Annotated in this window: 15 protein-coding genes; 8 read left to right on the top strand and 7 right to left on the bottom strand. The window is 54.8% G+C overall.

From position 1 onward, the window contains the following. The first annotated feature begins 2 nt into the window (after nt 1–2). Together U5L07_04130 and U5L07_04125 are read left to right on the top strand one after the other, a co-directional pair. Nucleotides 3–1,151, top strand: coding sequence for a site-specific DNA-methyltransferase (locus U5L07_04130; protein MDZ7830920.1), 1,149 nt, complete (start codon nt 3–5; stop codon nt 1,149–1,151). A gap of 7 nt (nt 1,152–1,158) precedes the next feature. Then, complete coding sequence (locus U5L07_04125) at nt 1,159–2,493, top strand: nucleoside recognition domain-containing protein (GenBank protein MDZ7830919.1); 1,335 nt, start codon at nt 1,159–1,161, stop codon at nt 2,491–2,493. Between the two features lie 3 nt (nt 2,494–2,496). Here U5L07_04125 and U5L07_04120 read toward each other — a convergent pair whose 3' ends face one another. Together U5L07_04120 and U5L07_04115 are read right to left on the bottom strand one after the other, a co-directional pair. Further along, nucleotides 2,497–3,009, bottom strand: coding sequence for a phage holin family protein (locus U5L07_04120; protein ID MDZ7830918.1), 513 nt, complete (start codon nt 3,007–3,009; stop codon nt 2,497–2,499). Then, nucleotides 2,999–3,286, bottom strand: coding sequence for a hypothetical protein (locus U5L07_04115; GenBank protein MDZ7830917.1), 288 nt, complete (start codon nt 3,284–3,286; stop codon nt 2,999–3,001). Before U5L07_04115 ends, U5L07_04120 begins: the two co-directional genes overlap by 11 nt. 537 nt (nt 3,287–3,823) lie before the next feature. On the opposite strand from U5L07_04115, the gene U5L07_04110 reads away from it, so the two are divergent. Both U5L07_04110 and speB read left to right on the top strand, forming a co-directional pair. Then, entirely contained in the window at nt 3,824–4,369 is a 546-nt protein-coding gene (locus U5L07_04110) for an arginine decarboxylase, pyruvoyl-dependent (GenBank protein ID MDZ7830916.1), read from the top strand. After that, entirely contained in the window at nt 4,366–5,235 is an 870-nt protein-coding gene (gene speB / locus U5L07_04105) for an agmatinase (GenBank protein ID MDZ7830915.1), read from the top strand. Before U5L07_04110 ends, speB begins: the two co-directional genes overlap by 4 nt. Nucleotides 5,236–5,596: 361 nt before the next feature. Here speB and U5L07_04100 read toward each other — a convergent pair whose 3' ends face one another. The 4 genes from U5L07_04100 to U5L07_04085 form a co-directional block, all read right to left on the bottom strand. Further along, entirely contained in the window at nt 5,597–7,360 is a 1,764-nt protein-coding gene (locus U5L07_04100) for a formate--tetrahydrofolate ligase (protein ID MDZ7830914.1), read from the bottom strand. Nucleotides 7,361–7,539: 179 nt separating this feature from the next. Continuing rightward, nucleotides 7,540–7,998, bottom strand: a complete 459-nt coding sequence (locus tag U5L07_04095) for a four helix bundle protein (protein MDZ7830913.1) — start codon at nt 7,996–7,998, stop codon at nt 7,540–7,542. A gap of 106 nt (nt 7,999–8,104) precedes the next feature. Beyond that, nucleotides 8,105–10,072, bottom strand: a complete 1,968-nt coding sequence (locus tag U5L07_04090) for an ABC transporter ATP-binding protein (GenBank protein ID MDZ7830912.1) — start codon at nt 10,070–10,072, stop codon at nt 8,105–8,107. Between the two features lie 2 nt (nt 10,073–10,074). Beyond that, on the bottom strand, nt 10,075–11,808 hold the full coding sequence (locus U5L07_04085) for an ABC transporter ATP-binding protein (protein ID MDZ7830911.1): 1,734 nt from the start codon (nt 11,806–11,808) through the stop codon (nt 10,075–10,077). 203 nt (nt 11,809–12,011) lie between these two features. On the opposite strand from U5L07_04085, the gene U5L07_04080 reads away from it, so the two are divergent. From U5L07_04080 to pyk, 4 genes are all read left to right on the top strand, one after another. After that, nucleotides 12,012–14,630, top strand: coding sequence for a mechanosensitive ion channel (locus U5L07_04080; protein ID MDZ7830910.1), 2,619 nt, complete (start codon nt 12,012–12,014; stop codon nt 14,628–14,630). A gap of 101 nt (nt 14,631–14,731) precedes the next feature. Continuing rightward, nucleotides 14,732–15,973, top strand: coding sequence for a hemolysin family protein (locus U5L07_04075; GenBank protein MDZ7830909.1), 1,242 nt, complete (start codon nt 14,732–14,734; stop codon nt 15,971–15,973). A gap of 58 nt (nt 15,974–16,031) precedes the next feature. Beyond that, nucleotides 16,032–18,020 (top strand): ribonuclease catalytic domain-containing protein, encoded by a 1,989-nt coding sequence (locus U5L07_04070; GenBank protein ID MDZ7830908.1) that lies wholly within the window; start codon nt 16,032–16,034, stop codon nt 18,018–18,020. A gap of 81 nt (nt 18,021–18,101) precedes the next feature. After that, complete coding sequence (gene pyk / locus U5L07_04065; protein MDZ7830907.1) at nt 18,102–19,505, top strand: pyruvate kinase; 1,404 nt, start codon at nt 18,102–18,104, stop codon at nt 19,503–19,505. A 1-nt stretch (nt 19,506) separates the two neighbouring features. On the opposite strand, the gene U5L07_04060 is transcribed toward pyk, so the two are convergent. Further along, nucleotides 19,507–20,292, bottom strand: coding sequence for a hypothetical protein (locus U5L07_04060; protein MDZ7830906.1), 786 nt, complete (start codon nt 20,290–20,292; stop codon nt 19,507–19,509). Nucleotides 20,293–20,306 lie beyond the last annotated feature (14 nt).

The raw sequence follows: 20,306 nt of genomic DNA, 5'->3' as shown, positions 1-20,306 counted from the left end.
TCATGAAGACTGACCATCGGCTGTTTTTTGCGGATTCAAAAAAGATGAAGGCGGTGGCTGATCAGAGCATCGATCTGGTCGTCACCTCCCCGCCGTATCCCATGATCGAGATGTGGGATGACACGTTTGCCGCGCAGAGCCAAAAAGTCGCCGCTGCTCTCAAAGATCAAAACCGCGACCAGGCCTTTGAGATGATGCATCAGGTGCTGGATAAGGTGTGGAATGAAGTGGTGCGCATATTAAAGCCGGGTGGCTTTGCCTGTATCAACATCGGCGATGCCACGCGCACGATTGGCAGCCGGTTCATGCTGTATCCCAATCATGCCCGCATTCTTTCCTATCTATACGGTAAGGGCCTGTGCCCGCTGCCGGCCGTTTTATGGCGCAAGCAGACCAATGCCCCGAACAAGTTTATGGGCTCCGGCATGCTGCCGGCCGGCGCCTACGTGACCCTGGAGCATGAATACGTCCTGATCTTAAGAAAAGGCGATAAGCGCGAATTTGACATCCCTTCGGAAAAGGCGGACAGGCGCAGAAGCGCTTTATTCTGGGAGGAGCGAAATCAGTGGTTCTCAGACGTATGGATGGATTTGAAAGGCGCGCGCCAGGCAATGCAGGACAAGAAGGTGCGGGAGAGAAGCGGCGCGTTTCCGTTTGAGCTCGCCTACCGGCTTATCAATATGTATTCCGTGGCCGGCGACACCGTTCTGGACCCGTTCCTGGGGGCGGGTACCACCATGATCGCCGCAATGGTTGCGGCCCGAAATTCCATCGGGTTTGAGCTGGAGAGCGAGTTTGTTGAGGAGATCCGCAGAACCGTGGATCAAATGGTGCCTTTCGGCAATCAGGTGATCACCGACCGCCTGGCCCGGCACAGGGATTTTGTTAAAGACCGGCTGGCTTCAGGAAAGGCGATCAAGCACGAGAGCAGCGCATACGGGTTTCCGGTGGTGACGAACCAGGAGAAAGAGATCTTTTTTCACCGCCCGCAGCAGGTGGACAGCGAGGGCAGGGATCGATTTGCCGTCTCATACAAAACTGCGCCTTTAGAAGATGATATGTATCAGCCGGCAAAGACGGCCGAACCAATAGCGGAGCCGGCGGCAGAAACCGCCGAACCGAAAAGCCCCAAACAGCAGGAATTATTCTGATTATCCCATGAATGTCGTTTTTTTTGCCATCGTAAGCATCGCCTTTGTGTTTGCCGCGTTCCACCAGGTAACCGGCGGCATGGCGGATGCCGATACCACGCCCATCCAGGCGCTGTCCCAGGCCGTAGTGGATTCGGCGGGCGGGGCGGTGGAGCTGGCCATCGGGCTGATCGGCGTGATGACGCTTTTTCTGGGGCTGATGAAGGTGGCCGAGGAGGGCGGGATGCTGCGCATTATCTCCCGGCTGATCCGGCCCCTGATGACCCGCCTGTTTCCGGAGGTGCCGCCGGAGCATCCGGCCATGGGCGCGATGATTCTCAATATGTCGGCCAATGCCCTGGGGCTGGGCAATGCCGCCACCCCGTTCGGCATCCGGGCCATGCAGGAACTGGATAAGCTAAACACGGAAAAAGGCACGGCCACCAACTCCATGGCCCTGTTTCTGGCCATTAATACCTCCAATATCACCCTGCTGCCCACCGGCGTGATCGCGCTGCGGGCATCGGCCGGGTCCATGGAACCGGCGGCCATTCTGCCCACCACCCTGTTTGCCACCATGGGCTCAACCATTATCGCGGTAATTGCGGCCAAGCTTTACTCAAGGTTCGCCTCGCCGGATCCGCTCCAGCAGGTAGGAGCGGGGACGTATCCCCATGCAGAAGCGGTTGAAGAATCGGCTTCAGGTAATGAGAATACAGATGACGAGGCGGATGCGGATTGGGCGGCGGCGTACGAAGGGGATTCCGGTTATCCCCTGTGGGTGAGCGCACTCGCCATGGGCGGGCTTGTCTGCCTGATTCCGCTTACCATTATCTACGGGAAGATCATTTCTCCCTGGATTATCCCGTCTTTGATAATGGGATTTCTGCTTTTCGGCCTGATCCGGGGGGTGCGCATCTACGAAGTATTTGTGGAAGGGGCCAAGGATGGTTTTCAGGTGGCGGTCAAAATCATTCCCTATCTGGTGGCGATTCTGGTGGCCGTGGGGATGTTTCGGGCCAGCGGCGCCATGGAGGCCATGGTGGGGTTTTTGGGCGATTTTACGGCAAAGGTGGGGCTTCCGGCCGAAGCCCTGCCCATGGCGCTTCTGCGGCCGCTCTCCGGCTCCGGCGCCTATGGGATCATGGCATCAATTATTCAGGACCCCGGCGTCGGCCCGGACAGCTATGTGGGGTATCTGGTCAGCACGATGCAGGGTTCCACGGAGACCACGTTTTACGTAATCGCCGTATATTTCGGCGCGGTTCAGGTCCGCCGGATCCGGCACACCATGGCCGCGGCGCTGACCGCGGATGTGGCGGGTGTCATGTTTGCGGTATTGGCCTGCTCGTATTTTTTTTAAAAATCATTCCCAGCGGTCGTCCTGTTTTTTCATATCAATGTATTCCTCGCTTTTGCGCGCCCCCGGCCCGCCTCGCCCACCCGGGCCCCCGCCGGTGGAATCCTTGATTATCGCATTCAAGAGCCAGTTGATCACGCTGATAATAAGCGCCCCGAATATCGCCGACCAGAAACCGATCACCGAGAATCCCGGCATCAGGCCGGAGGCCATTTTTAACATCAGGGCATTGATGAGAAAGGTAAAAAGCCCCAGCGTCATGATGGTGATCGGCAGGGTGAGGATAAAGAGAATCGGCCGCAGGATGATGTTTAACACGCCCAGCACCATGGCCGCGCCCAGGGCATGGCCAAATCCCGCCACCTGGATACCGGCTACCATATATTCCGTCAGCATAATGGCCCCGGTCAGGCAGAGCCATCTGACCAGCAGCCAGAAGATAAGCGGGTTGCCGCCGCCGCCCGGGCCATACGGGGATTGATTGGAATGCCGGTAATATCGGGTGATATTAATTCGCATCGATAGCCTTTCCGTTAATCAGAAGCTGCGGTTTTTGCCCGGCGGTTGCAGTCAACTCGACCGCTGCCGGCGCCTCGCCCCGGAGCTCCGCATACTGGGTGCGCAGGCGGTTGAAGTCAAATGTTTCCAGTCCCTGCTGCAAGAGATCGATCCGGGTTTCCAGGGCCTGCTTGTCATCGCCCGCCTTTTTTTTGAAGTAATCCGAAATGGTTTTGTTATACTGCCGCTTCATTTCGGTCTCTATGCAATGGCGGCTCAAGTTTAGTTTGATATTCATATTTCCCGGCCTGTTCGGCATGAATGGGTTGATAACATTTTGTGTAAATGGTTAATATAAACATAACACCTCAATTGAACAATTTTCAAGTTTGATGCCCGGCATTTCACGATGAATTTGTTCTGACGATAAAATCCATAATCAATGGGGTTTTTCGCATGGAGGTCGGCACGGTGGCCGACCCTACGCAATTTCGGCATTAACCCGCGTAGGGCGGGCCACTGCGCCCGCCTGAACACAGATAAAACAAATTTGCCATGCCCGGCACCGGCTTGTTTTTTATTTGACAAATCCCCTTGATACAAACTAATAAAGGCGCTTGTTTCAATGTCATTAACTTTAGCTTGCCGCTGCTGTCATTTCGAGGAGCGAGAGCGACGAGAAATCTTAAAAATTGCAATTGAAGATTTCTCGCTGGCGCTCAATTGAAGATTTCTCGCTGGCGCTCGAAATGACAGACCGTGCATATGGGAGTGGGTTAATGGCTTTGGCGCTTGTTTATCTTTGGCATGATTGTGTAGAAAGGAAGCAGGAACCATGTATGTGCCACGATATATATTTTTTACCAAAGGGGTGGGGCGGGATAAGGCCCAGCTCGCCTCGTTTGAGAATGCCCTGCGGGAGGCCGGCATTGCGCATTTGAACCTGGTTCAGGTGTCTTCCATATTCCCGCCGGGCTGTAAAATTCTGGATAAGGAAAAAGGTCTGGCAAAGCTTGAGGCCGGCGAGATTACCCACTGTGTTATGGCCAGGGAGGAAAGCCGCGAGCCCGGCCGCCGCTTGGTGGCAAGCATCGGCCTGGCCCTGCCCGAAGGTAATGAGCGCTACGGATACCTGTCCGAGCATCACGGCTACGGGCAGACCGAAACCGAAGCCGGCGAGTTTGCCGAAGATATTGCCGCCTCCATGCTGGCCACCACATTGGGCATTGAATTCGATCCGGACAAGGACTATGATGAACGCCGGGATATTTACAAAATGTCCGGAAAAATCATTCATTCCCGGCATATCAGCCAGGCCGCCCTCGGTGCGGAGGGCAATCTTTGGACAACCGTCTTAGCAGCAGCGATATTTGTAAAATGATACCAGACACATTTATACCATTTGGCGGTGAAGCAATTTACACGGATATTGAAGATGCCCGGGTGATGGTGCTGCCGATTTATTATGAAGTGGCGCCCTCCTACGGCGCCGGCGCAGGCGAGGGGCCCTATCATCTGTTGAGCGCCTCCGTGGAGCTTGAATGCCTGGATGAGGAAACCCTGGTGGACTGGCGGGAACTGGGCATTCATACCCTTGAGCGGCTGGCCCCGGGCCGGGAGCCGGAGCAGGCGGTAAAAGAGATCGCCGAATCTGCCGGCAGGCATTTGCATCGGAAAAAATTTCTCTTATCCGTTGGCGGCGATCATGCCATTACCATCGGCCTGACGCGGGCGGTGGCGGATCAATATCCGGATGCGGGGGTTCTGCAGATTGACGCGCATCTGGATCTGCGAAGCGAATGGAACGGCAGCCCATACAACCACGCCTGTGTCATGCGCCGGATCGGTGAGGATTTAAGGCTTCCCTTTGTGCAGGTGGGCATTCGGTCTTTCTGCCCCGAGGAGTTTGACTATATCAAGGCCCATCATTTATACCCGTTTTACGCCCATAATTTGAATCCCGCGGACAATTCCTGGATGGATGACGTGGTCTACGCCCTGCCGGAGAATGTCTATCTGAGTATTGATTTAGACGGGCTGGATCCGGGGATTATGCCGGGGACCGGGACCCCCGTGCCGGGCGGCCTGACCTACCGGCAGGTGGTGGAGCTTATCAAGCGGGTGGGGGCGGAGAAAAACGTGGTGGCCGCGGATATCAATGAGCTGGCCAAGGTGGAAGGCTCGGTGGTATCCGAATTTACCGCCGCCAAGCTCGCCACCAAGCTGTTTGTTTACTGCGTCAAGTAATCCATTTTCCGCCACTGTCATTCCGAGGAGCGCCAGCGACGCTCACACACTGTCATTCCGAGGAGCGCCAGCGACGAGGAATCTTATTGCAAAGATTTCTCGCTGCCGCTCGAAATGACAGTATGGACGGATTTTAAAGGAGATCTTTGAGTTGCTTTCTGCGAAAATGCCGTAGCGGCGGCAGGGGCGGGCTTTAGCCCGCCTTTTCAAATGGGAAGGCTATCTGTGCAGGTGCTTTTAAATTGACCTAATGTAGGGGCGGGCTTTAGCCCGCATTAACAGCGCATTCAAAAATAAAAAAGCCCCGGACGGTCGATGACCGCCGGGGCTTTTTGTGTCTGTTTCAGTAATCCGGAAAGTCTTAGAACAGACCCGAGACCTTGCCGGTTTCCGTGTCCACATCGACCTTGGTATAGGCCGGGCTGGAGCTGGTGCCGGGCATAAACGGAATAGCGCCGGCCACCGGGACCAGGAACTTGGCACCGGAGTAAATGTAAATGTCGCGCACCGGCAGTCTCCATCCCTTGGGCACGCCCTTCCAGGTGGGCTCGTGGGACAGACTTAAGTGCGTCTTGGCCATCATCGTGGAATAGTCCTTGAACTGGGGATCGGAATCGAGCATATCGAGCTTCTTTTCCGCATCCGGCAGCCAGTCCACGCCGTCTGCGCCGTAAACCTCGCGGGCGATGGTGTCCACGCGCTCGCGCAGGCTCTTGTCCATGGGATAGAGGAATTCGAAGTTGGACTCTTCCTCGCAGGCGTCGATGACGGCATCCGCGATTTCCAGAGCGCCGTCGCCGCCGTCCATGAAATGGGTGGAGGGGGCGCAGCGGGCGCCGGCTGCCTCAGCGTGTTTTTTGACCAGCTCGATTTCCGCCTTGGTGTCAGTGGGGAAGCAGTTGACGCAGACAACAGGGTTCATGCCGGATTTTCGGATCACGCCGATCATGTGGACCATGTTATCAATGCCTTTTTCCAGCAGGTCCAGGTTCTCCTTGGTGTATTCTTCGGGAAGCGGACGTCCCGGAACGACCCGGGGGCCGCCGCCGTGCATCTTCAGGGCCCGGATAGTGGCCGTTAGCACGGAAACATGGGGTTTTAAGCCGGAGTTGCGGCACTTGACGTTCCAGAATTTCTCAAAGCCGATGTCAGCGGCAAAGCCGGATTCGGTCACATGGTAGTCAAACATCTTCAGGCCCATGCGGTCGGCGATGATTGAGGACTGGCCCACGGCGATGTTGGCAAACGGGCCGGCGTGCACGAAGCAGGGCTGATATTCGGCGGTGCACATCAGCGTGGGGTTGATGGTGTTTCGCATCCAGGCGGTCATGGCGCCGCCGACCTGCAGGTCGCCGGTGGTGACCCGGTTGCCGGAGATGTCAAAGCCCACCGTGATGTTGCTCAATCTTTCCCGGAGATCGGCCAGGTCCCTGGCTATGGCGAGAATGGCCATGCACTCGGAGCTGACCGCGATGTTGAAGCCGGATTCCATGGTATAGCCGTTGGCCCTTCCGCCGAGCCCGATGACGATCTTGCGAAGCGCCTGGGCGCAGTAGTCCATGATCCAGTTCATTTCCACGCGGGTGGGGTCGATATTCAGCGCCGGGATGCCGGAGAGCTTTTCAACCTTTTCCGGGCCGTAGTTGCGCTCGTGCTGCATCCGGGCGGTCAAAGCGACCATGGCCAGGTTGTGGGCGTTCATGATGTCGTTGATGTCGCCGGTCAGACCCAGGGAAAACTCGGTCATGGGGATCAGGATGGCATTGCCGCCGCCGGCGGCAGAGCCCTTGATGTTCATGGTCGGCCCGCCGGAAGGCTGGCGCAGGGCGCCGCCCACGTTTTTGCCGCGCTTGCCCAGGCCCTCCATGAGGCCCACGGATGTGGTGGATTTGCCCTCTCCGAGCGGGGTGGGCGTGATGGCGGTGACCTCGATGTATTTCCCGTCCGGTTTGTCTTTCATCCGGTTCATGACGTTCAGGAAATCGATCTTGGACAGCCGGCCCATGGGAATCATCTCTTCCCGGCTCAGCCCCAGTTTGTCCTGCCAATCCTCGGGCATGGGCATGTTCTGCTCCGCCGCTTCGGAAACCTGCCAGTCGGCCATTTTGCTTACATCGTATGCCATGTTTCTGCTCTCCTTTTAATTTGGGGTTAACATATTATATTGGTACGCTATGGTATGGATCATTGATATTAAATTTTATCCTTTAGCATGTCAATCCGGCTTTGACAAGCAGAATTGGCGTTTACCCCACGGCTAATTTGTTCTAACCGCAAAATCCATACCCCCGGTCCTGTTAACGCCTAAGGTTGGGATTCGTTTTTTTCGCTATCGGGATCGAAATCGGGATCGAAATCGGGATCGAAATCGCTATCGGGATCGAAATCGATGCTGTAGACTTCCTGATCCTCTCGAACTTGGTATCCTCTTCCGCCGAGACGGCTGAGCATCGCGGCCATACGGTCGAGTTCATCCTTGCGGTTCCGGCTTTCCATCTTGTCCAGCGCCTTGCCGACAACCAGCACATCTTGAATCGCCGCGCACTCAAGCGCGGAGCCACGAGCGATTTCGAAATAACGCCTTCGGTCGGCTTCCGCGGTCTTGCCATTACCTTCGGCGATATTGAGCGGTATCGACTGGCTGGCCCGAAGCCATTGATCCCGGGCGGGCCGATGGACTCCGTTCAGGCTGTCGGCCTTCTCGTAAACCCATGCAACGTAGCCTATTGAAAGGCGATAGACGTCCGGTTTTTCACGTGCCAAAGGCGATAGACGTCCAGTTTTTCGCGTCCAAGGGTCATATTTTTGTTTCGATCCCGATCCCGATAGCGATTTCGATTTGGATACAGAACAAATTAGCCGTGGGCGTTTACCCCTGAAGATGATAGAGCCGGTGATAGAAGCCGTTTTGGCGGATTAAGGCGTCATGTGATCCCACTTCGATGATCCGGCCGTGGTTGACCACCGCGATCCGGTCGGCAATCCGGGCGGTGCTCAGCCGATGGGCGATGATAATGGCGGTACGGTTTTCCATGAGGTTTAAAAGGGCGGTCTGGATCTCCTGCTCGGTTTCCGAGTCAATATAGGAGGTGGCCTCATCAAAAATGATGAGCTCCGGATTCTGGGCAAGCGCCCGGGCAATGGAAATAAGCTGCCGCTGACCGCTGGAAAGTGATGTGCCGCCTTCGGAGAGCCGGGTGTCGATGCCGTCGGGCAGGCGGCGGATAAAGCGCCGGCAGTTGGCGTTGTCAAGAATCGGCTCGATTTCTGCTTCACTTACATCCGGCTGATCCGGAAAAATGTTTTCCCGGAGAGTGGCGGAGAACAGAAACGGATCCTGCTGGACCAGGGCGATTTTTGAGCGCACGTCCGCGATACGGAACTGGCGGATATCTGTGCCGTTGATGCGGATGCTTCCTTGATCCGGATCATAGAACCGGGTGATCAGGTTGATCAGGGATGTTTTTCCAGCCCCGGTGGGCCCGACCACGGCAATGGTTTCACCGGCCTGGATATTGAGCGATATATCCGTTAAAACCGGTTCGCCCGATATGTAGGAGAAGCTGACCTGCTCCAGGGTGATCTCGGTGATTTGATCCGGCATGGGCTTCCCGCTTCCGGGGGCGGGTTCGGGCAGCCGGTCGGTTTCCCCCAAAATCAGAAATATCCGTTCCGCAGAGGACAGGGCATTCAGGGTGATGTTGTATTTTTCCGCAATATCCCGGATGGGCCGGAAGAACATGCGCAGATACGAGATAAACACCACCAGGGTGCCTAAAGTGATCCGGTCGGCTATCATGCTGCCTCCGCCATAAAAGATGACCACGGCCAGAACCACCGAGCTCATCAGTTCGATAAAGGGCATGAATACGGCAAAAATGGTTATCTGCTGCATCCCGGCACTGTAGTATTCATGGTTCAGGCGCTTGAATGATTCAAAATTCGCCCCCTCATGCCGAAATAGCTGGATCACCGCCATCCCCCCGATGGTTTCCGAAAAATGGGAGTTTATTTCCGCGATCTTGATGCGCAGGGTACGGAAGGCCTGCCGGGCCGTGCCGGCGAATTTGGCGGCCGCGTAGAAGACAAACGGGAATATGGCATACACCACCAGGGAGAGCTGCCAGTCGATGGCAAACAGCATAATGGTGATGCCGGCGATCAGGAAAATATCCTTCATGACAAAAATCAGCACCGAGGTAAACATTTCATGCATGTTCTGGATGTCGTTTGTAACGCGGGTCACCAGCCGGCCCACGGGATTGTGGGTAAAAAAACGGACGGTAAGGCCCTGGATATGGGCAAAAAGGGCCATCCGCAGATCATGCATGACCTGCTGACCCGTATATTCCATCACCAGAACCTGGATGAAATTGACAATGAAATTCAGAAAGATAATTACGAGCAGGGCGGCGGCCGCATACCCCACGCCGGTCAAATCCGGCTTTCTCAGCCGGGCAATGGTATCGGAGGGCAGCTCGGAGAGGTCCTGGTATTTGATGGCGGCGATGTCTTTGTTGACCTGAAATTTTTCCGGATACGCGGCCACAATTTCTTCAACCCGGGGGTCGGAGAGATCCACCCGCAGATAGCTGACCTCCTGCCGGGATGCCGGATCTTCCTGGCGGTAGTCGGGCACAATATAGTTGTCTATGGCGATTTTGGTCACATAGGGAATGGCCAGTTCAAATGCGGTGATCAGGATCATAAGCGCCAGGGTGATAAAGAGCAGGCGCCGATAGGGCCGGATATACGGATAAAGCCGTCGGAACAGCCGAATATCCCGGGATTTACCCGGATCTTTTTCATCAAAGGATGGATTCGCGGATTTCGGCATGGCTATTCGGCCGCCTCCAGGCTTTGGATCTGATAGGTATTGGCGTAATAGCCGCCCTTTTCGATCAACTGGGCATGGGTGCCGGATTCAATGATTCGGCCCTGGTCAAGGACGATGATCTGCTCGGCAAACTGCACCGCCGGTATCCGGTGGCTTGCGATGATGATGGTACGGTCTCCGGCAAAAGAACGCAGGGTATGGATGATTCTGGCCGCGGTTTCCGTGTCCACCTGGCCGATGGGATCATCGAGCAGCAGAACGGGGGTTTCATGGATCAGGGCCCGGGCCAGGACGATGCGCTGTTTCTGTCCGCCGGAGAGGATCACCCCCTTTTCCCCGACAATGGTATCCAGTCCGTTGGGCATCTCGGCAATGGTTTCATCCAGGGCCGCCGCGCGGACGGCTTCAAGGATTTGGTCATCATCGGCCGCCTTGCCAAAGGCCACGTTTTCCCGGATCGTTCCGGAGAACAGGAAGGGCTCCTGGGAGACAAAGCCGATGTGCCGGCGCAGCTCCCCGAGTTTGATATTGCGGATATCTTTTCCGTCAATGGTGATCCGGCCGGTTTGCACGTCATAGAGCCGGGGGATGAGTTTCAAAAGGGTGGTTTTGCCGCCGCCCTGGGGGCCGATAATGCCCATCACCCGGCCCTTTGGCACATGCAGGGACAAATCATCGATGACAGGGGAGGCTTCCGAATGATAGGCAAACGAAACCCGCTCAAATTCGATATCCCCCTGAAAATCGCTCAGCCCTTCGGCATCCGGGGCGTCAACGACGGCCGGCCGGGTCTCGAGGATTTTATTGATCCGGTCCAGGGAGGCCGCCCCCCGCTGGATGAGATTGGTCACCCAGCCCATGGCCATCATGGGCCATATGAGCAGGTTCAGGTAGTTGATAAACGCCACGAAATCCCCGGGGGTGATCACCTGGGTAATGGTCTGCCGGCCGCCCAGAAAGATGACGATGGTCAGGCTGATATTGGTGAAAAGCAGCATCATGGGGAAAAAACTGCCGGTAATTCTGACCAGCTTGAGATTCTCACGGATGTAGTTGCGGGAACTTCGGTCAAGGCGCTGGTATTCCGGTTCTTCCAGGTTGTAGGCTTTGACAATGCGGATGCCGGCAAAGCTTTCCCGCACCACTTCGGTGACATCTGAAAAACTCTGCTGGACCGTGGTATACCGGCGGTGCATTTTCTGACCGAATTTGCGGGTTAAAAAGATGATGATCGGCATAGGGATCAGGGCGAACAGGGTGAGCTTGATATTGATGTAGGCCATGAATCCGATGGCCGCAAGCCCCAAAAAGACCGCATCGGTAAATGCCACCATGCCCATGCCCACGGCCATGCGGATGTTGTTGATATCATTGGTGGCGTGCGCCATCAGGTCCCCGGTTTTGGCCTGGTCGAAATAGCTGGCCGAAAGCGTCTGGATATGGGCAAACAGCCGGTTTCTCAGGCCTTCCTCCACCACGCGGGAGGTGCCGATTAAAAAGCGCCGCCAGACGAACCGAAGGATTGCCATAAACACCGCAATGATTATTATTTCTCCGGCATATACGGATAGTTGGCTATAATCGATGGAAAGGGCGGCTAAATCATCCACCGCCCATTTAATGACCCGGGGGATAAACAGCTGCAGCACATCCACTATCATCAGGCAGATGATGCCCGTGAAAATGAGCCGGCGGCGCTCATAGAAATAGGGTTTTAAGAGGCTGAATGATCCCATGCTGCCTGATGTTATGAAGTTTTGGTATCCGGTCAAAAAACTGTTCCGCTAAACGATAATCGCCTTGCGGTTAAAATGCAATTCGATTATGGTAAAACAGGTTGATTTCATGTTAGATCTGCAGGGCCTCCCAAAAAATAAGTGGCAGAGTATAAAGATAACCATTCCGGTATTCAACAAAATTGAGCGGTGATCCGAAAAATATGGCGGCATACAGCGGCGCCCGGCGCGGAGTAGATCAAAGATCGGTGCATCTTAAGGGGCTGATTCGGCTTCTATGTCTGTTTTTTCTCATCCAGATGGCCATGCTTCCGGCGGCCGGCGCCCAGGAGAGCCATCCCGCGGGGGAAGTGCCCTCCGGAGCGGCTGATCCGTATCAGCTGCTGGATAAGTCCATCAGTGAGAGCCTGGAAGCCGAAAAAAAGCAGCTCAATCAGTACTTGAATCGGCTCTCCGGGGCCAAGGAGTTTGAACAGCTCTGCCGCGAGCAGCTGGATGCCTACCGTATTCAGTTAAGCGCCCATCGCAACATCCTGGCTTTGCCCACAATTGAATCGTATGACTTTTGGGAGGCGAACAATCAGCATCAGGTGACACTGAGTCGTCTCACGGAGCGGGTGGGCGAGATTGAGGACCGGCTGGCCCAAATCCGGGCAATCCTTTCCAAAACCCGGGATAAATTGGCCTCTTATGAAAATCAAAAAGCCGAAATCCAGAAGGAGGAAAAGCGCTCTGAGCTTCTGGACAGAATCCGGCAGCAAATAGCCGAGCTGACAGAGGCAGTGTCCGCACAAATAGAAATCCTAAATGATATTGAATTGATCTATGACGGCCTGCTGGAGCGAACCCGGCAGATCAGATCAGAGTATCAAACAGTGGCCGAGGAGTTTGAAAAGCGGATAGCTAAACGCCAGCAGCAGCGCCTGTTACAGCGAAGCGTCAATCCCATTGCCCAGCTCGGGATGGAGCAGATTCGCTTTGAAGTTGACCAGATCAGGGGAAAGCTTAAAGAGTTTGTTTCTTTTGACTACTGGCTGGATCTTCGGGTCGGGGATAAGAAGGCTTATACCCTGTTTGTGCTGACCTATTTTTTTCTCCTGGCCGCCCTTGAGCTTATCCTGTGGTTCTGCCGCCGGTTTTTTACCCGATTGCGGGACAGCCTGCAGGAGGCCGGCAGGTTCTGGCAGTATCTGACTATCCGCCTGATCCGCCGGTCATTATTTCTTTTGGGCGCCATCCTGTTTATCTGGTTTTTTCCGGTCAAGCCGGCCTATGAGTTTACCCCCTTATTCGGGTTTTTGCGCATTTTAGCGGGTTTACTGGTATTGCTGCTGTTTATCCGATGGGGGATCAATTTCCTGAAAGTGCTCTGGTCGGATACAGAATCCCCGTTTTTACGGTTTCTATGCTTTTATCTGAGGATTCTCCTCTATGGGATTCTGGGTTTCGGGGTGGCCTATTACCTGTTGGCGGCCGGCTTGTGCATGAACTGCGTACTGCTGTTGTTAATCCGGATTGTGTTTGAACTGGCCCTGCTGGTATGGAGTCTTTTCTTCTGGCACCGATTCCGGTTCTATTCAAAAGACTCTCAGCTTTACGAATACCCGTGGTTCCACTATATCAAACCCCTGCTGCCGGCGCTTGGCTATCTAATCGTGCTGGTGGGGCTTTTCTTCGAGCTTTTCGGCTATGGGGCCATGGCCACCTTCTGGTATGGCTCGCTCATCAAATCGGCTGCCACATTATTCTGGATCGGCGTGCTTTATATGGTGGTCAAGGAGGTTTCTCCCGACGGGGAATCCAGAGCAGCGGAAGAGGATCTGGAGCCGGGCGCGGAAAAACCCATGCCCATCCGCAAGTTTCTGATTCGGCTGAGCAAGGTCGGCCTGTTTGTGCTGCTTATACTGGGCGTTCCCATGGCGTGGGGCGCCCGGGGCGGTTACCTGGCGGATTTTTTCTATACGGTCAATTATAAGATTAAACTCGGCGGCTTCCAGATCAGCCTGCTGGATCTGACGATTGCGGTACTGGTCATTTTATTGACCCATACCGTTATAACTGTCTGGAAGGCGGTCTTAAAAGAGCAGGTTCTGGCCCATCGGGAGCTTGAGCCGGGGCTTAAGGATTCCATCACCACCATCACCGGCTATGTGGGCTGGGTGATCGGCGTTGTGATCGTCTTTCGGGTGATCGGCATCAGCGCGGCCTCGCTGGCGATCTTGTTCGGTGCCGTGGGTATCGGAATCGGTTTCGGCCTGCAGAATATCTTCAATAATTTTTTAAGCGGCATTATCCTTTTGTTTGAGCGGCCCATCCAGGTGGGCGATGTGGTGGAGGTCAATGGCATCTGGGGAACGGTGGCAAAGATCAATGTGCGCGCCACCCAGGTCAAAACCTACGACAATGCGGATCTGATCATCCCGAATGCGGACATGATCAGCCAGCAGTTGACCAACTGGAGTTTCAAGGACGCCCGGGTCAGGCGGACGATTACCGTGGGGGTGGCCTATGGGTCGGATGCCCGGCTGGTAAGCGACACGCTGAACACTATCGCCCTGAAACACCCCCAGATCTATCGCCGGCCCCAGCCTGAGGTGCTGTTTTCGGATTTTGGTGAAAACGCGCTGATTTTTAAGTTGCGGGTATGGGTCCATATCAACTATTTTCTATCTGTTGAGACAGACCTTCGGTTTGAGATCAATAAGGAGTTTGCCGAGCTGGGTATTCATATCCCGATCCCCCAGCGAGACATTTATCTTAAAAGCGGCTATTACACCGCACCGACGCCGCCCAAGGCCGAACCGGAGGGGCCTGAAGCCTAAGCGGCGGACACCTGAATGAATTTTTTCAAAATAGACAATCATCTGATATTTTACGCCCCTGCTGAAATCGATGCTGGCAGGGGAGACAGGAGTGTTTGGGAATGACCACGCAGTTTGTTTTTCTGGGGGTGCTGCTTGTGCTGTCCGGTTTTTTTTCCTCTTCCGAAACCGCGCTTTTCTCCATCAGCACGGCCAAAGCCAAGCACCTGGCCAAGGAGGGCGGCCGGATGAACGATTTAATCCTTTATATGAAGGACCGGCCCCATACGCTTTTGACCACTATTCTGATCGGCAACAACCTGGTCAATATTGCCGCCTCCTCGCTGGCCACCGCCATTACCATCAATTTTATGGCAACCATTGCCCCGGATCAGGCCTTTGGCAATGCCGTGGGCGTGGCCACCGGGATTATGACGTTTCTGATCCTGGTATTCGGCGAGATATTCCCCAAGACCGTGGCCACCAGAAACAATGTCATGGTGGCAAAGGTTGTTATTCTGCCGCTTTACTGGTTGTCTTTTCTGTTCTATCCCCTGATCCTGTTTTTAAATTTTATCCCCAAAGTCGCCGGGATGGTCTCAAGCGCGCCGCATGTGACCGAGGAAGAATTGATGACCTTTGTGGAATTCGTGCATGACGAGGGCCAGATCAACCCGGATGAAAAAGAGCTTATCAACAACGTTGTAAAGCTCGATGATATCAGCGTCTCAGAGATCATGACCCCGAGCGCGGATATGTTTGTCCTGGATAAGGCCGGGGAGCTGGAGATCGACCGCATCCTCAAGTCCGGATATACCCGGATTCCCGTGATTGTGGGCGATATCGATCATGTGGCCGGCATTGTCAATATCAAGGACCTGTTCCGGGAGCATACCATGCACCCGGATCATCTGGAGATTGCACGTATCATGCGGGAGCCTTATTTTGTACCTGAGAACAAGAAACTGGATCAATTGCTGAATCAGTTCAAAAAGCGAAAGGACCATGCCGCCATTGTGGTGGATGAATACGGCGAGGTCTCGGGCATTGTCACCCTGGAGGATGTGCTTGAAGCCATTGTGGGCGATATTGTGGATGAAACCGACATTGTCAAGCCGCCGGTGGTGAAAATCCGGAACAAGGAGTGGCTGGTGCTGGGCGCGGCCGATGTCGCCACGGTCAATGCCAAGATTGGTATGAATATCCCGGAATCCTCGGATTATGAGACCTTCTCCGGCTATATCCTCGAGCAGATCGGCCGAATCCCGAGGGAAAAAGAACAGATTGTGATCGATAAGCATATTATTACCGTCAAGGAAATGGAAGGCCACCGGATCAAGACCCTGATTGTCAAGCGAAAATAATCGGCATCTTCAGTCCTCTCATTGACTTTGCGCAACCCCCCTGATAGTCAGGCAGTTTATGGAACCTGGAATTATTGTTGAATATATCGAGCAGCAGCGGATTCTCTGCGCCGTGGTATTAACCGGCCAGTCGGAACGGGTTCGGCTGTTGAATGAAAACGGCGGGGAGGTGAATCAGAAAGTAAGCCGCCTCTCGCATGCCTCTGAAACCCGGATCAACGTGAACCGGGGCCGGGACCGGATTATCGAGTTTCTGAAGGAAACCTCGGCCCGCCGGGAGGCCATCCGAAGCCATATTGATGTGCGCGAACTCTGGGAAGTTTTAAGCCCCATGGGCGAATGGGTGGATCTTAAAACCATGACCGGCCTTTGCTTTCCGGAAAATTCCAACGGAGATCACGAGGCCGCCTTAATCCGGGCCTGTTTTAACAACCGGATTTATTTCAAGTTTAATTACCAGTGGTTTTTCCCCCACGCCGCCGAAGAGGTGGAGAGAAATATGGCGCGGGAGCAGGAGAAGGCCCGCCGCGAGCAGTTGATTGAAGACGGGGGGGAGTGGCTGAAACAGCTGGTGGCCGGCCAGGCACCGCATCCCCCGGCAGCATTCCAGCAGATTGTCGGGGCATTAAAGTCCTATTACCTGTTCGGCAAAGAGAGCAATTCCTATTCCCTGGCCAAAGCCATACTGAATCGCGCCGGAGTGGAGAGTTCGGATAAAATTTTCGATGCCCTGGTGCGCTTGGGCGTCTGGACCCTGAACCAGAATCTGGAGCTGGATCGCTTAGAGATCTCCATTGATTTTTCCGGACCGGTGAGTGAAACCGCCTCCCACTTGCCGCGCACGGATCATACGGATATCGAGGAATCCAGCCGCAGGGACCTGACCGATCTTGAATTGATGACCATTGACGGCCAGGGCACGCTTGATTTCGATGATGCCTTGAGTATCGAGCCCGCTGCCAACGGCCATCGGATCGGGGTGCATATCGCGGATGTTTGCGCGTATGTGCCTGTGGACGGGGTGATTGACCGGGAAATCATCAGCCGGGGAACTTCCATTTATATGCCGGATATGAAAATTCCCATGCTGCCGCCCCGTCTGGCTGAGGATCTTTGCAGTTTGCGCGCCGGTGAGATCCGGCCGGCGATCAGCATATTTTTCACCGTTACCCCCACCGGCGGGATCGCTGATTCGGATATTTTTCCCTCCTATATTTCGGTGAAACGCCAGCTTAGTTACAATGATGCGGATTTGATGGCTGAATCCGATCCGGCCATCCGGCAGCTGCATAAGCTGGCGGTGGATTTCAGAGATCAGCGGCTGGCTGACGGCGCAGTGTTGATTTCTCTGCCCGATATAAGCCTTCGGGTATTTGAGCACGGCGAAATCAGTATTAAAAAGCTTGACCGGAACAGCCCGTCCAGACTTTTGGTCTCCGAGATGATGATCATGGCCAATTGGCAGATGGCCAAATTTTTATATAATAAGCAAATGCCTGCGGTTTTTCGCTCCCAGCCGGAGCCCCGGGGGCGCTTATACCAGAATCCGGATAATGCCACGCTTTTTCAGAACTGGATGCAGCGGCGCATGTTAAGCCGGGCGGTCTTATTGCCCACGCCCGAATACCACTCCGGCCTGGGTCTGGATGCCTATGTCACCGCCACCTCCCCGATCCGAAAATATTTTGATCTGATCACCCAGCGCCAGCTCCGGGCCTGTTTTGATCTTGAAAAGGGCTACAGTGCCGAGCAGATCGAGCAAATCATCCAGCAGGTTCAGCAGCCCATGACCCATGCGGCCATCACCCAGACCCGGCGGTTTCGTTACTGGATGCTGAAATATCTGGCGGGCCGGATCGGGCAGAAGGAAGAGGCCATTGTCCTGGACAAACGCTGGGACAAGTATACCATTCTGTTAACCGCCTATCTGGTGGAGTGCCGGATGCCGGTCTCCGGCGGCTGGGAGTTGAAACCCGGGGATCTGATCCAGATCACCATTCAGCATGTAAATGCCCGGCAGGACAAGATTTCGGTGATACTGGGATGAAAGCGTATAGAGCGCAAGGTATAAGGTGTGAGCAGGGTATAAGGTTTAGGGTGCAGGGTATAAGGTGTGAGGTATAGGGTGATGGCAAAAACAAAGATTGTCTGCACCATCGGGCCGGCCAGTCAGCATCAGCATACGCTGGAAGCCATGATCAGGCAGGGCATGAACGTGGCCCGGCTTAATTTTTCCCATGGGACCCATGCGGATCATGCAGCGGTGATTGAGCGGATTCGCAAAGGCTCCGCGGCGATCGGCAAACCGGTGGCGAGTCTCCAGGATCTCTGCGGCCCCAAGATCCGGGTCGGAGAAATTGAACCGCCGGGCATCCGCCTGGAGCCCGGCGACACCCTTACGCTGACCAGCAAGCCGATCACAGGTTCGGAAAACCGGGTGTCCGTGAGTTATCCGGGGCTTGCCCGGGATGTGACCCCCGGTGACGAGATTCTTTTGGCCGACGGCATGATGGAGCTCGAAGTGGTGGGTACCTCTGAGACGGATATCGAATGCCGGGTGATTATCGGCGGGGTGCTGACATCGCATAAGGGGATCAATCTTCCCTCCGGTAGTATCCGGGTGCCCGCCTTAACGGAAAAGGATAAAACGGATCTGGCGTTCGGGCTGTCCCATGATGTGGATTATGTGGCCCTGTCCTTTGTGCGCACCCCCGAAGATATTGAAGAGGCCAAGCAGATCATTGCCAGGGCGGGCAAAAGTACCCCGGTGGTGGCAAAAATCGAAAAGCACGAGGCGGTTAACAACATCGATGCCATTATTGCCGTGGCAGACGGCATAATGGTGGCGCGCGGGGATTTGGGGGTGGAAATACCCCTGGAAACCGTGCCGGCCATCCAGAAGGAGCTGGTGCGAAAGGCCAATGCCGCGGGCAAACCGGTAATCATTGCGACGCAGATGCTGCGCTCCATGGTGGATGCCCCGCGGCCGACCCGGGCCGAGGCCGCGGATGTGGCCAATGCCGTATTGGACGGCACCGATGCCCTGATGCTGTCCGAGGAAACCGCTATCGGCAATTATCCGGTAAAATCCGTGGAGTATATGACGCGGATTGCGGAAAATGCCGAGTCTTCATATGTTTATGAAAAATCATTCTCCATGATCACGGACATCAAGGTATCTGAATCCGTGGCCCATGCCGCCTGCATTCTGGCGGATCACCTGAATGCGGGCGCCATTATTGCCTCCACGCAGTCGGGCTTTACCGCAGCCCAGCTTTCCCGGTTCCGGCCGAAAAGCCATATTATCGCCTTATCCCCGGATGCGCATACTGTCCGCAGGTTGTGCCTGTACTGGGGATGTTTGTCCAGTGAGGTAGCCCGGGCCGAGGACGTGGATGCCATGCTGGAGACCGCCGTTGAGACTGCCCGGGATATCGGCCACGTAAAAGAAGGGGATTTGCTGGTGATTACCGCCGGTCACCCCCTATGGCAGTCCGGCACCACAAACATGATTAAAGTGCGCGAGCTTTAAATCAGCTTTTGGCGTCGGTATTTTTCAGACCTTCGGCGGCCGGGGGGAGCAGGGAGAATTTTTCCGTGTCAAGTTCCTTGAGGGCTTCCCGGTTTTCCGGATGCGCGGTATGTATCACCTTGCCCTCGCTGTTGACAATGGTGTTGTCATCAAGGAGGAGCATGCCGGTCTGGCTGATCATTTCCCGCTTGAACTCAAACGCATACTCCATGCGCTTCTTGCGCAGCAAGTAGTTCAGCACCAGAAAGACCGAGCCCAGCAGAATCGCCCCAACCAGCAGAATACCTAAAATAATCAGAAAGATATTCACTGCCCGCTCGCCCGCATACCCGATCATCCGGAAAATATCCCCCAGTTTGTAAAAGATGATGGCCCCCACGCCAAGCGCCAGCAGCAGGCCCAGAAACTGGAATTGCCAGGAAAGCTTAAAAAATTTGTTTCTGGCAGACGGCGCATCATAGCCCGAGATGCTCTCATCGGCGAGAAAGGCTTCGGAATTGCCCCCGTCCTTAAAATAATAGGTGTTAAAGGCGATGATAATGATTCCCAAAAGAAAGGTAATGGCAATCGGAATGGTAAAGGCGGCAAAGAAGTACTCTTTCCAGGGAAAGGGAATGTCAAAAGGCTCCAGCTGAGTCAAAAAGCAGATAAAGAAAATCAACACTTCCAGACACCCGATCAGCACCAGGTATCGAACGAATAATTTTTTCAGTTCATCCTTGTGAAACAGGTCGGCAACGCCCCTTTTGCCTTGTTTTTCAGCGGCTTGCGCGGTTTTTTCCTCCATATTATGCCTCCACA

Source organism: Desulfobacterales bacterium, assembly GCA_034520365.1.
In the GTDB taxonomy this organism is placed as follows: Bacteria; Desulfobacterota; Desulfobacteria; order Desulfobacterales; family Desulfosalsimonadaceae; genus M55B175.
This window is presented reverse-complemented; position numbering and strand designations above follow the sequence as displayed.